The 13,241-nt window shown below is 74.3% G+C and carries 10 protein-coding genes; 4 read left to right on the top strand and 6 right to left on the bottom strand.

What is annotated here, in order from left to right; translation table 11 throughout:
* Positions 1-72: 72 nt before the first annotated feature.
* A complete protein-coding gene (locus ACN260_RS08225) occupies positions 73-2,193 on the top strand; it encodes a PP2C family protein-serine/threonine phosphatase (RefSeq protein WP_422755400.1) in 2,121 nt (706 codons plus the stop codon).
* A gap of 115 nt (positions 2,194-2,308) precedes the next feature.
* Positions 2,309-3,175 carry an aldo/keto reductase gene (locus ACN260_RS08220; protein WP_422755399.1) on the top strand — a complete coding sequence of 289 codons (867 nt, stop codon included), beginning with the start codon at positions 2,309-2,311 and terminating at the stop codon, positions 3,173-3,175.
* Between the two features lie 207 nt (positions 3,176-3,382).
* Here the strand turns inward: ACN260_RS08220 and ACN260_RS08215 are convergent, their stop codons facing one another.
* The 3 genes from ACN260_RS08215 to ACN260_RS08205 all read right to left on the bottom strand — a co-directional run bounded on the left by ACN260_RS08215 (position 3,383) and on the right by ACN260_RS08205 (position 7,452).
* Positions 3,383-3,802, bottom strand: coding sequence for an effector-associated constant component EACC1 (locus ACN260_RS08215; protein WP_422755398.1), 420 nt, complete (start codon positions 3,800-3,802; stop codon positions 3,383-3,385).
* A gap of 21 nt (positions 3,803-3,823) precedes the next feature.
* Complete coding sequence (locus ACN260_RS08210; RefSeq protein ID WP_422755397.1) at positions 3,824-6,199, bottom strand: M48 family metalloprotease; 2,376 nt, start codon at positions 6,197-6,199, stop codon at positions 3,824-3,826.
* 323 nt (positions 6,200-6,522) lie between these two features.
* A complete protein-coding gene (locus ACN260_RS08205; RefSeq protein ID WP_422755396.1) occupies positions 6,523-7,452 on the bottom strand; it encodes a LysR family transcriptional regulator in 930 nt (309 codons plus the stop codon).
* A 126-nt stretch (positions 7,453-7,578) separates the two neighbouring features.
* Between ACN260_RS08205 and ACN260_RS08200 the strand changes: the two genes are divergently transcribed.
* Entirely contained in the window at positions 7,579-8,529 is a 951-nt protein-coding gene (locus ACN260_RS08200) for an FAD-dependent oxidoreductase (protein ID WP_422755395.1), read from the top strand.
* 92 nt (positions 8,530-8,621) lie between these two features.
* On the opposite strand, the gene ACN260_RS08195 is transcribed toward ACN260_RS08200, so the two are convergent.
* Positions 8,622-10,103 (bottom strand): DUF3237 family protein, encoded by a 1,482-nt coding sequence (locus ACN260_RS08195; protein WP_422755394.1) that lies wholly within the window; start codon positions 10,101-10,103, stop codon positions 8,622-8,624.
* A gap of 186 nt (positions 10,104-10,289) precedes the next feature.
* Here ACN260_RS08195 and ACN260_RS08190 point away from each other — a divergent pair, with 186 nt between their 5' ends.
* The gene (locus ACN260_RS08190) at positions 10,290-12,662 is read left to right on the top strand and encodes a hypothetical protein (RefSeq protein ID WP_422755393.1); all 2,373 of its coding nucleotides are present in this window, start codon (positions 10,290-10,292) and stop codon (positions 12,660-12,662) included.
* Here the strand turns inward: ACN260_RS08190 and ACN260_RS08185 are convergent, their stop codons facing one another.
* Both ACN260_RS08185 and ACN260_RS08180 read right to left on the bottom strand, forming a co-directional pair.
* Complete coding sequence (locus ACN260_RS08185; RefSeq protein WP_422755392.1) at positions 12,663-12,998, bottom strand: hypothetical protein; 336 nt, start codon at positions 12,996-12,998, stop codon at positions 12,663-12,665.
* The gene (locus ACN260_RS08180; RefSeq protein ID WP_422755391.1) at positions 12,995-13,186 is read right to left on the bottom strand and encodes a hypothetical protein; all 192 of its coding nucleotides are present in this window, start codon (positions 13,184-13,186) and stop codon (positions 12,995-12,997) included. Before ACN260_RS08180 ends, ACN260_RS08185 begins: the two co-directional genes overlap by 4 nt.
* Between the last annotated feature and the right edge of the window lie 55 nt (positions 13,187-13,241).

Below are 13,241 nucleotides of genomic sequence, written 5' to 3'. Positions count from 1 at the left end.
TGCCGGTCAGCCGACGCTGGTACGGTCCGACTGATGGGGAAGGCGCTCGATCCGCAGAGCGGAGGTCCCGACATGGCTCGCTCCGCCGACGCCCCCCGGCCGCCGGACGACTCCCGCTGGCGCGAACTGCTCTCCCACGCCGGCCGGGCCGGCCGGTGGATCGTCGACCACGACTGGACCGGCACCGCGCTCGGCCCGCTGGCGGACTGGTCGCCCAGCCTGCGTACCGCCCTGGTCGTCTGCCTGCACAGCCCGACGCCGGCCGCGCTGTGGTGGGGGCCGGAGCTGGTGCTGCTCGCCAACGACGGCTACCTGGCCCTGCTGGGCCCGGCCGGCACCCGGGCGCTGGGCCGGCCCGCCCCGGCGGTCTGGCCCGACGCGGTGCCCACGCTGACCGGGGTGCTCACCGCCGCCCGGGTCGTCCGGCACGGCGACGACGGAGCCGGGCCGGTCTTCTCGTCGGGCCCGGTGGTCGACGCCGCCGGCCATCCGCAGGGCGTGCTCACCGCCGTCACCGCCGCGCCCGGCGGAACCGCCGACGCCGCCGCGCCCGACGGCCCGGTCGTCGCCGACGGGGAGCGGCGGCGTGCGTTGCGGCAGGCCGAGGGGTTGGCCCGGCTCGCCGGGGCGCTCAGCGCCGCCGGCAGCCGGGAGGCGGTGATGGACGTGGTCCGGGCCTTCACCCCCGGGCTGGTCGGCGCGGACGGGGTCCGGGTCGCGGCGGCCACGGCGGGTGCCTGGGAGCTGACGGTGACCGGCGACGCCGGCACCGGCGAAGTGCGGGTCACCGACGACGAGCCGCTGGCCCGTGCGGTATGCGAGGAGACCACCGTGCCGCTGCCGGACGGGCTCTGCCTGCCGCTGCGCGACGGCACCGGCGCCGTGCTCGGGGCCCTGGAGGTGCGCTGGGACACGCCGGCCGCCGACGAGGAGGCCCGCCGTATCCTGCTCGACGCGGTGGCGGGGTTGTGCAGTCAGGCGTTGCGGCGGGCCGAGCTGACCGCGTCCGCGCGGGCGATGGCGGAGTTCGCCGCCCGGCTCAGCGTCACCCGCTCCACCGGTGAGGCGATCGACGTGATCCTGGACGCCGCCCCGATGGCGCTCGGCGCGGCGCTGCCCGGCCTGGCGATGCGCGACGAGGGCCGGCGGGTCCGGCTGTGGCACGCGGAGCTGCCCAGTGGGCTGGTCGCCACCTTCGACGACCTGACCATCGACGACCCCCGGCCGATCGCCCACGCGCTGCGCACCGGGGAACGGATCATCCTGCGCAACCGGGCCGAGTTCGCCGCCCGGCATCCCGGCCTGCCGGACCCGGCGGGCGAGTACGGGATGGTGACCACCGTCGTGCTCCCGCTGTTGGACGCCTCCCGGCGGCCCATCGCCGCGCTGGGTTTCGGCTGGCCCCGGGAACGGGCACTGCACGACGACGACCTGGCTCTGCTGGACACCGTCGCCGACCTGTGCGAGCAGACCCTGGAGCGGGTCCGGCTGGCCGCCGCCGAACACAACCTGGTGACCCGGTTGGCGGGCCGGCTGCGCACCTCGGCGACGATCGGGCCACCCGGCCTGGAGCTGGCGACCCGCTACCAACCGGCGATGAGCGGCCTGCACCTGGGCGGCGACTGGTACGACCTGGTCGACCTGGACGACGGCCGGCTGGCCGTGGTCGTCGGGGACGTGGTGGGCCACCAGGTCGAGGCGGCCGCCGACATGGCGCAACTGCGGACGGTGGTGAACACGCTGATCCGCTCCGGGGTGCCGCTGGCCGAGGTGTTCCCCCGGCTGACCGGGCTGCTCGGGGTCGGGTTCCTCGGCACCTGCCTGGCGATGGTGGTCGACCCGGTGGCCGGGCAGGCGCAGGTGGCCCGGGTGGGGCATCCGCATCCGGTGCTGCTGCGGCCGGGTCGGCCGCCGCAGACGGTCTGGACGGGGCATTCGCTGCCGCTCGGGCTGGTCCGCGACCCGGTGCCGGTGACCACCGTGGCGTTCGGCCCGGGTGACCTGCTGGTGGCGTACACCGACGGGCTGGTGGAGCGGCGCGACCAGGCGTACGACGCCGGGGTGACGGCCCTGCACGAGGTGCTCGTGCCGGTGCGGGACCAGCCCGTGGAGGTCATCGCGGACACCCTGTTGACCAAGCTCTCCGGCTCCGACGACGACCAGGCGCTGGTGATCATCCGGCACGCCGGTTGAGTGTCGGTGCCCACATTCGGCCCGGAGGTGTTGCCGACCGCGATCTTCGGGAAAGGCGTCGGGGTGGGTGGCTAGATTTGCCACCGACGACAACGAGAGGATCGGGGTACGGCACATGGGGTCCAGCAGTCAGCCCGCGAAGGCGTCAGGCACCTACCGGATCGGCGGCGACCTGCAGGTCGACCGGCTCGGTTACGGGGCCATGCAGATCACCGGGCCGGGGGTGTGGGGCGACCCGAAGGACCCGGCAGAGGCGGTCCGGGTGCTGCGCCGGGCGTACGAGCTGGGCGTCACGTTCATCGACACCGCCGACTCGTACGGGCCGTTCGTCTCGGAGCTGCTGATCAGGGAGGCGCTGCACCCGTACGCCGACGACCTGGTCATCGCGACGAAGGCCGGCCTGACCCGCTCCGGGCCGGGTGACTGGCGGCCGGTGGGGCGGCCGGAGTACCTGCGCCAGCAGTGCGAGCTGAGCCTGCGGCACCTGGGCCTGGAGTCCATCGGCCTCTACCAGCTGCACCGGATCGACGCGAAGGTGCCGCTGGAGGATCAGCTCGGCGAGCTGGCCCTGCTCAAGCAGGAGGGCAAGATCCGGCACATCGGGCTGTCCGAGGTGACCGTCGAGCAGATCGAGGCGGCCCGGAAGATCACTCCGATCGTGTCGGTGCAGAACCTGTACAATCTGGCGGACCGCAGCGCCGAGGACGTCCTGGAGTACTGCGAGCGCAACGACCTGGCGTTCATCCCGTGGTTCCCGATCGCCACCGGCAACCTGGCCAAGCCGGGCGGCCCGCTGGACGCCATCTCCACCGGGCACGACGCGACGCCCGCCCAGCTCGCGCTCGCCTGGCTGTTGCGCCGCTCGCCGGTCATGCTGCCCATCCCGGGCACGTCCTCGGTCGGCCACCTGGAGGAGAACGTGGCCGCCGCCGAGGTGCAGCTCACCGACGAGGAGTACGACGCCCTGGCCAAGGCAGCCTGACCGGCCCACCCCGCCGGCGGCCACGCCGCCCCGGGACCCCGGACGCCCGCCACCCCGGACACCCGGGCGCCCGGCACGCAACGGGGGCGATGTAGCGCCATCCCGAGCCACGGATACCGCTACATCACCCCCGTTGCCGAGCGCCGACGGACCTGAGCACCCCCGAACCGAGCGCCGCCCAGCGGGCACGGGGCCGACGGAGGTGGGTCAGCCCTCGGGGGTGATCTCGTTGCCGGGGTCGGTCGGGCGTAGGGCCCGCTGGGCCTCGTCGAACAGCTTCGCCGCGTCGGTGCGGCCGTTGACCTGGATCTCCACCTCGGAGTCGCCGACCTGCAGCCGGATGCTCACCTCGGTCCGCTGCTGGTCCACCCAGCTCTGCACCAGGTTGAACAGGCCGGGCAGCAGCCCCTGGGCGACCACCGCGATGATCACCGCGTCACTGAAGCCGGCCCGGCCACCGGCCCCGCCCCCCGGCCCGGCGTCGCGGACCAGGGCCCGGTAGCGCGGGTCGCGGTGCAGCCAGGCCAGCAGCGTCGTCCGCTGCGGGCCGGCGGCACGGGGGGCCAGCACCAGCCGGGCCGGTGCGGTGGAGCGGGGCGCGGTCATCTCGGTCTGCCTCTCAGTCATGCGGTCCGGCCGGCCGGTGGCTCAGTCGTCACCGGGTTGGAAGGTCAGCGTGCCGTCGACCACCGACAGCACGCCGCTGACCCCGAACGTCTCGTTCTCGGTGAACGGGGTGGTCCCGAAGTAGCCGACGGTGCTGCCGGTGGCCTGCGCCGACCCCTGCGCCTCGTACGACGTGGAGACCCGGGCGGTGGTCGGGCCGGTCAGGGTCAGTTCGATGGTCGGGTACCGGGTGATCTTCCAGGAGATCTTCTTCACCGTCGAGCCGCCGGTGTAGTAGCGGAACGGGCACCCCTGCGGGGCGGCCACCGCCTGCGCCGCGCAGCCGTCCAGGTAGGACCGCACGCTGCGTTCCGCCGCCGCCTGAGCGTCGGGCCGCAGGGTGGGCGTCACCTCCGCGCCGCTCACGCTCTGCTGCCCGGGTACGACGTGGACCACCCGGGGCGCCGTCTCGCTGAGCGCGTTGCTCTCCCCCGCCACCGTGTAGGAGCCGGGCAGCAGCGTCACCGCCACCCCCACCCCGTCCTCGCCGGTGGGCGTGGGCACCCCGTTGACGGTCAGCGGGGCCGGGCCGCCGGGCAGGGTCAGGGTCGCCGGGGCGGCGTCGATGTGCCAGCGGTGGAACAGCCCGAGTACGGCGGAGTCGTCGCGGCGCAACGGCAGCTCGGCGGTCAGCTCCTGCCCGGCGAGGGTGTAGGCGACCGTGGCGACCGCCTCGTCGCCGTCGCGTTCCACCCCCGTCACGGACACGTCGGTGGGCGGGCGGTAGTCCTTCGCCGCCACCATCCGGGCGAGCTGCCCGCTGTCGCCGAGCGCCGCCCGCACGCCGGGGGTGAGCTGTTCGAGCGCCTCCGGGCCGTCGTGGTCGGCCAGGGCCGCGAAGTAGTCACCGACGGCCGCCTGCGGGCGGAAGAACGCCCACTGGGCCGCGGTCAGCCCGCCACCCAGGCAGCTCACCAGCACCAGCGCGCCGACCACCAGCAGGGCGCGACGGGAGCCGACCGCGGTCGTCGTCGTACCGCCGAACAGCTCGTCGAGGCCGCGCGCGGTGGCCGCGCGCTCGGTCATCGGGTCGGGGACGGGCCGGTCCAGCCGGTCCAGGCGCAGCTCGGACGGGGGATGGGTGGCGCAGACCGCCTCGTCCCAGCCGCTGCGCCCGGTCTCGAAGGAGCGTCGCCGCTCCAGCATGGACCGCATCCCCTCCCGGTGTCCGGCGAGTACCGCACCGGCGTCGGCCCGGTACTCGGCGGCCCGGACGTCCCGGCGGTGGCAGGGCAGGACCACGTACCGCATGGTGAGCAGCACGGGCCAGAAGAACAGGAACACCACGAAGTCGGTGGCCGGGTGCGGGAAACGGCGCATCAGCCAGGCCGGCAGGGCGTGCACCAGCACCAGCGGCAGGCCGACACCCCGGATGAACGCGCTGGTCACCTCGTCGCCGGTGCGCCAGTGCACCAGTTCGTGGCTGAGCAGCGCGGCGATCTCCTCGTCGGTGCAGTCGAGCACGGCGGTGCTCACCACGACGTGCCGGGCGTAGGCGCGGGCGTTGGCGAGCACCGGGTCGTCCTCGATCAGCAGCCGGGGTTCCCCGGGCAGGCCGAGCCGGGCCGCGCAGTCGCTCAGCAGTGGGCGCAGCCGTTCGGCCTCCCGCCGGCTGAGCTGCCGCGCCCCCGAGACGCCCAGCAGCCACGGTTCCAGCAGCACCCGCCCGACGGTGTAGAGCAGCCCGACCAGGCCGGCGGCGACCACCATCCCGGCCAGGCCGGTGAACAGGTTCGCCGGTTCGTCGAACGCGTTGCGCCAGGGCAGCACGAGGATGGCCAGGAAGCCGACCAGCGCGCCGAGCGCGAACCCGGCGAACCCGCCGACCACCCCGCCGGAGCGCGCCACGAAGGCCTCCAGCAGGGGCCCGACCAGCGGCGCGTCCCGCAGCAGCGCCGGCACCGCCTCCTCGGACTGGGTGCCCCCGGCGACCAGCCCGTACAGGCCGAGAGCGAGGCCGCCCCAGACCGCCGCGACCAGCGCCAACGGCACGTAGAACCAGGTGGCGAGGAAGGCGCCGAGCACGCCCCGCCAGTCCCGCACGATGCCGGCACGCAGCCAGACCAGGGCGCTCGGGTAGCCGGGCGGGCGGTGGGCGAACCGGTCCCCGGCGGCCGGGGACTCCTGCGCCTGAGCGGCACCGCCCGACGCCGTCGCCCCGAACGACGCCGTCGCACCGGCGGGCACCGGTCCACCGGGCGGTGGTGGGCTGTCGGTGGGCGCGGTGCCACCGGCCGGTGCGGTGTCGCTCTCCGGTCGCAGGGGTGTTCCGCCCGTCGGGGTGGATCGGTCATCGTAGGTCGGGCCGGGCTGGGCCGCGTGGGGGTCGGGCTGCGACTGGGGGTCCAGGTCGGGCACGGGAGGCTCCTCGACTACGGATGTCGCCGGGCGGGACGGCGGGCCCGGTGGACCGGACCGCCGGCGCACCGAGGGCCGCGAACCGGCCGGTCGGCTGACCGAACGGGTCGGCGGTCCGAACGGGTCGGCGGCCGATCGCCGCCGGCGACAATGACACACAGATGCTGTCGGCCGACTCCGCAGCGGCGGAATTCGACGCGGCTGGACATTACCTATGACGAATGCCGTCCGCGATCCCATTTCTGCGGGGAGATCGGCTTTTCGAAACAGTGTCGGATATCTGTCCGTCGACGGTTTCGTGGCGGCATTTCCGGTGGGTCGGGTCAGTCGGCGGTGAGCAGGGCGGCGAGGTGCCGTACCGCCGGGTTGGTGGTGCCCCGCCGCCAGGCCAGGGCGACGTCGACGGTCGGCACCGGGGCGGCGAAGCGGCGCAGGCGTACCCCCGGGACCTTCAGGGCGCGGGCCCGGCCAGCGGGTACGGCCGCGACCACGTCGCCGCCGGCCACCGCGCGCAGCAACTGCTCGTCGTCGGGTTCCTGACGGACCAGGTGGAAACCGCCGTCGGGCCAGACCTGGGCGATGGTGCGGTCGAACATGCCGGGGCCGTTCTCGCGGGGCCACATCACCGCGGGCAGACCGACCACCTCGGCCCGGCGCACCCGCGTCCGGCCGGCCGCCAGCGGATGTCCCGCCGGCACCGCCAGCAGCAGTTCCTCGCGGTCGACGGTACGGCAGGTCAGCCCCGCCTCCGGCAGCGGTGGGCGGACGAAGGCGACGTCGAGCCGGCCGGTGAGCAGCCCGGTCACGTTCGGTGCCGTCCACCCGGTCTCGGGCACCACCTCCACCTCGGGGTGCGCCGCCCGGAACCGGGCCACCAGCGCGTCCACCCGCCCACCCCGGGCCGACCGGGTGTACGCCAACCGCAGCCGGCCACAGCGCCCGCCGACCAGGTCCCGGATGCGGGCGTTGGCGGCGTCCACCTCGGCGAGCAGCCGACGGGCCTCGCCGGCCACCTGCGCACCGAGCCCGGTCAGCGTGCAGCCGTGGCTGTCGCGGTGCAGCAGAGTCACCCCGAGCTGTCGTTCGAGGGCGCGGATCTGCTGGCTGAGCGCCGGTTGGGCGATCCGCAGCCGGGCGGCGGCGCGGGTGAAGTGCAGCTCGTCGGCGAGCACCACGAAGTACCGCCACCGGCGCAGGTCGTCGCGCCCGACGTCCGGCCGGGCCGGACCGTCGGTCGCCTCCGACTGTCCCATCCGGTGAGCATAGGTGCGGCTTATCGCCGCACGCCGGTTCTGTCTTGGACCCGGCAGCCGGCCCGGGGAGACGATCCGGGTCCGGCCGTCCGTGCCTGCGGGCGGCGCTGAACAGGGAGATCGACGATGGACACGGACGTGCTGGTGGTCGGGGGCGGGATCATCGGGCTGACGGCGGCGGTGCGGCTGCGGGAGCGTGGCGCGCGGGTGACCCTGCTGACCGCCGACCCGCCCGGCGACACGGTGTCGGCGGTCGCCGCCGCCGTCTGGTACCCCAGCCACACCGACGCCGACCCCCGGGTGCTGCGCTGGGCCGCCGGGACGTACGCGGAACTGACCCGGCAGGCCGACGCCGGGGTGCCCGAGGTGGTGGCCCGGCCGACCCGGATGCTGCTGCGCCGCCCGTTCACCGGCCCGCCGTGGTGGGCGGCGGCGGCCGGTGACCTGGTCGCCCACCCCGGCTCCGGGCCGTACGCCACCGAGTTGCGGTTCACCGCGCCGACGGTGGAGATGTCGCCGTACCTGGACTGGCTGGCCGACCGGTTCACGGCGGCCGGCGGGCGGGTCGTGACCGGCCGGCTGGCGCGGCTCGACGACGGCTTCACGCTCGCCCCGACGGTGGTCAACGCCACCGGACTGGCCGCCGGGCGGCTCGCCGACGACCCGGCGGTGCACCCGGTACGCGGGCGGCTGGTGCTGGTGGCGAACCCGGGCCTGACCACCTCGGTACGCGACGAGGAGAACCCGGCCGGCATCACCTACGTGCACCCGCGCCGGCACGACGTGGTGCTCGGCGGCACCGCCGAACCGGACGCGTGGGACACCGGGCCCGACCCGGCCACGGCGGCGGCGATCCGGGCCCGGTGCGTGGCGCTGGTGCCGGCGCTGGCCGACGCCCCCGTACTCGGGGCGCGGGTCGGGCTGCGGCCGGCCCGGCACGGCGGGCCGAGGGTCGCGGTGCAGGCCGGGCCGGCCCCGGGGCGACGGCTGGTGCACGCGTACGGCCACGGGGGCGCCGGGGTGACGCTGTCCTGGGGCTGCGCCGACGAGGTGGCCGGGCTGGCGCTGGACGGCTGACCGGCCGGGCCCGGACGTGCCCCGGCCCCGACCCACCGGGACCGTGGGCGGGGCCGGGTGCCGGGGCGGAGGGGCGGGCACCCTCCGCCGCGTCAGCGGCGTTCGTAGAAGGTGATGCTCACGCCGCCCGGGGCGGAACCCGGGTCGGAACTGAGCCAGGTGTTGGCGTTGAGGAAGGCGTACGGGCCGGCGGCGCGGGCCTCGAACGTGGGCACCAGCCGGCCGAACGCCCCGCAGTTGCGGACCAGGATCAGCTCCCGGTCGCTGGTGGACAGCACGTACCGGGCATCCAGCGTGCTGGTCGCGCCGATGAGCTGGTAGTCCGCCCCGCCGGGCAGGACGGCCCCGGTCACCCGGCCGGTCACGGTGCCGCCGGTGATGGGGATGATGTTGCGGGTGCCGCGCTTGCTGGCCCCGACCGAGACGCTGGCTCCGAGGGTGACGGTTTCGGTGAACACCGCCGGGCCCCGGGTGCCGCTGCCGGTCAGGCAGTCCCACGGCTGGTTGGCCGTCCCGGCCGGGTCGCGCAGTTGCACGCGCGGGTCGGCCGGGGACACCCCTGCGACGTCGTACACGGCCAGGTGCAGGGTGTTCGTCGCGGCGTCGACGGTCCGGGTGCCGACGTAGGTGCCGGTGTTCAACCAGGCGTACGCGCTGGAGTTCGGGGCCTCGAAGTCGGGCACGATCCGCACGGTGGCGTCGCCGGCCGGCGCGACCCCGCAGGTGCGCAGGTAGATCGGGGTGCCGTCGGAGGTGCGCAGGATGGCGACCTGTTCCAACTCGGTCGCGCCGGTGCCGAGGGTGAGTTCGAGGTCGAGGCCGCCGGTGAGGATGGTGCCGTTGATCCGGTCCCCGGTGATGGTGCCGCCCCGGATGTCGAGGATGCGGCGGTGGCCGTACTGGGTGACGCCGACGTCGCGGATCGCGCCGAGCTGGGCGGCGGCCCGGAAGACCAGGCGGCCACGGGTCGGGGGCACGAGGCCGGCGGACCGGCCGCAGGTCCAGGACGGGTCGGGCACGATGGTCGCCTCCGCGCCGCTCGGGGTGGTGCTCGGGGTGGGGGGCGGTGGGGTGGTCGGGGGCGGGGTGGTCGGCGGTGGGGTGGTCGGGGTGGGGGGCGGGGTGCCCGGGGTGGGCGGGGTCGGCGTCGTGGGGGTGGTGCTGCCGGTGCAGGGGGTGCCGTTGAGCGCGAAGTCGGTGGGTGCCGGGTTGCTGACGTTGTTCCACGAGCCGTTGAAGCCGAACGAGGTGCCCGCCCCGGTGCCGAGCGCGGCGTTCCAGGTGGTGTTGCCGACGGTGACCCGGCCGCCGTTCTGGCTGGCGGTGCCGTTCCAGTACTGGGTGATCTGCTGCCCGGCGGTGAACGACCAGGTGAGCTGCCAGCCGTTGACCGGGTCGCCGAGGTTGGTGACGGCGACGTTGGCCCCGAAGCCGCCGCTCCACTGGCTGGTGACCGTGTAGGTCACCCGGCAGCCGGTGGCGGCGGAGGCCGCCGTGGCGACCCCCACCACGCCGACCAGGGTGGCGGCGGCGAGCGCTCCCGCGAGCAGGGGCCGCCGGTGTACGAGCCTCATCTGGTCCTCCCGGAGCGGCAGTGTCACGCCTTGCACGCACAGTTATGTTTCATCGAGTGTCCCGATCGGACAAACTTCTGTCAATCGATGTTTCTCGATTCCCGATATTGACCCGGCGGCGGCCCCGCCCCGACACCGCGAAGATCGTTTCGTGTCCTGTTGGTGACCCTCGGTAGGGTGTCGCGCATGGACCGGGGTGCCTGGCGTCGGCATGCGTGGTGGGTGGGCATCCCGGGCGTGGTCGCCGGATTCGGCGCGTGGGCGGCCGTCGCCGACGACAAGACCGGATGGACCGTCGTCTCCGCTGCCGCCGCCGGGGTGGTCGGCGGCTTCGGGCCGACGGTGGCCGACCGGCTGGCGGCAAGGCGGGAGGCCAGGCGGCACGGCGAGGACGCGCTGCGCGGCGTGACGTCGGCCGAGCTGCCCGCGTCGGTGGCCTGGCTGCTGCACCCGAGCCGGGAGGTGGTCGACTTCCTCGGTCGCGGCTGGGTGCTGCGCCAGCTGGAATCCTGGGCGACCGACCCCGACGCGGTGGCGGTACGCCTGCTGACCGGCGCGGGTGGGGTGGGCAAGACCCGGCTGGCCCGGGAGTTCGCCGGCCGGCTGCCCGGTTGGCGGTGCGAGTGGATCCACGCCGGGGCCGAGGAGCAGACGGCCGCCCTGATCGCCTCGGGCGGCGTACCGTCGCGGTTGCTCGTGGTGGTCGACTACGCCGAGACGCGGGACCGGGCCGGGGTGGCGGCGCTGGTCTGCGCGGCGCAGCGGGCCACCGGGGTACGGGTACGGGTGCTGCTCATCGCCCGGGGTGCCGGGCTGTGGTGGGAGACGCTGTCGGCGGCGTACCCGCAGCAGGCGCAACTACTCGACGCGGTGACCGGCCGGTCGCAGGTGGTGGAGCTGCCGGCCCGGATCGAGGAGAGCGAACCCGACGAGATCGTCGCCCTCGCGGCGCGGGACTTCGCCACCCACCTGGGCCGACCGGTGCCGGCGATCGAGGCGAGGGAGCGCCCGGCGGACACGCCGGTGCTGCGCCTGCACGCCGAGGCGCTGCTGACCGTCCTGGACGGGCAACCCCGGCACGGCCGGTACGACGTGCTGACCGAGGTGCTGGGGCACGAGGCCCGCTACTGGCGGTTCGCGGCCCGACGGGCGGGGCTGCTGACCGCCGACGACCCGGCGTCGGACGCACTCCTGCGGCAGGTCGTCGGCGTGGCGGCGCTGCTCGGCGCGGACGGCCCGGACGAGGTCGCCGGCCTGGTCCGGCGGGTCCCCGCGCTGGTGGCCGCCGAGCCGGAGCGGGTGGACCGGTACGCGGCATGGCTGGCCGACCTCTATCCGGCCACCGACGGCGCGGGGCTCGGCGTGGTGCAGCCCGACCTGCTGGCGGAGACGCTCGCCGTGCGGGTGCTGGCGGACTACCCGGCGGCCGACCGGGCGCGGGTGTTCGCCGGCCTGACGGTGGCGCAGGCGGTGCTGGCGCTGACCGTGCTCGGGCGGGCTCGCACCCACCAGGCCGACGCGGCGGCGCTGATCGAGGTGGCGTTGGGGGTGGACGTGCCCCGGATGGTCGAGGCGGTGATCCAGGTCGGAGTGCAGTTCCCGGGGGTGTTCACGCCGGGTGCGGTGCGACTGGTGGCGGACGCGAAGATCGATCTCGGGTGGGCACGGCGGATCGCCGAGCGGGTGCCGTACCCGTCGATGGAGTTGGGGAGGCTGGCGGTGGCGCTGACGAGCCGCATCGTCGCCGGCTTCACCCCGGACACCCCGCCCGATGTACAGGCGTTATGGATGGACGAGCACGCAATACGGCTAACCGAAGTCGGACGACGAACCGAGGCCCTCACCACCGGCCAGGAAGCCGTCAACCTCTACCACGAACTCACCACCACCAACCGCCACACCCACCTCCCCGACCTCGCCGCGTCCCTCAACAACCACGCGGTCCGACTCGCCGAAGCCGGACAACACACCGACGCACTCACCACCAGCCACGAAGCCGTCAACCTCTACCACGAACTCACCACCACCAACCGCGACGCCTACCTCCCCGACCTCGCCATGTCGCTCGGCAACCACGCGAGCCGACTCGCCGAAGCCGGACAACACACCGACGCACTCACCACCAGCCACGAAGCCGTCAACCTCTTCCAAGAACTCGCCTCCACCAACCGCGACGCCCACCTCCCCGACCTCGCCATGTCACTCAACAACCACGCGATCCGACTCGCCCACGCCGGACGACACACCGACGCACTCACCACCAGCCACGAAGCCCTCAACCTCCGACGCGAACTCACCACCACCAACCGCGATGCCCACCTCCCCGACCTCGCGACATCACTGTGGATCGTTGGATTCGTCGGGCTCATGGCTGGCACCGTGACCGAAGAGATCATTGCCTTGACCGCCGAAGGTGTCCGTTACTTCGACGAGCTTGCGGCTGCGGAACCGGCGACGTTCGAGGAACGCCGTCAATCAGCCAGACGCACCCTTGACGAGTTGCACCGTGCGGCTGCCGAACCCGATGTGAACCAACCTCTCCCCGATACGGAGGGATGATCACGGCAGTTCGTCGACGACCTTGTCCCCCTGGATGGCGCGGGCGTGCGGTCGGGTCGAAGGAACGCGCCGGGAGGTGGGGGCGCGAGAAGCGGGGACGGGCTGGCGGGCGGGGGTGGGCTCGGATGGCAGGAGTCCGGCCGGTTGGACGTAGATCGAGCGGCGGGCCACTGCGTCACCCTTGGCGTCGATCTGGTAGCCGTCGAGCCAGGCCCACCCGTCGTACGTGATCCACTCGGTGCGGACCCGGATCAGGCGGAACAGGATCGGCCTGACGAACTGCGGGCTCGCCTTCCGCGTCACCTGGACCAGCACCCCGGCCCGTAGCTCGATCATCGCGGCCCGTCCTGGCTCGGCCAGTGGAGCTGGTTGATCGGGATGCGGTGCCGGTAGCGGCAGGGCAGCTCGTTGCCGCACCGGCAGACGAACCGCCACCGCCGCCACGACCACGCCGGGCGGTGCCGCCGCGCCAAGGTCATCGCCGTGGCGAGCAGATACTCCTGATATGACACGGTTCGTCGCATACGAACACGATGCCGTTCAGCCAGCTGGTTAGTCAACTGGCAATATCCTGTTGCC

The sequence above is a fragment of the Micromonospora sp. WMMD708 genome, from assembly GCF_049315245.1.
Classification (GTDB): Bacteria; Actinomycetota; Actinomycetes; order Mycobacteriales; family Micromonosporaceae; genus Micromonospora; species Micromonospora wenchangensis.
The sequence above is the reverse complement of the archived record's forward strand: the minus strand, read 5'-3'. Positions and strand labels throughout refer to the sequence as shown.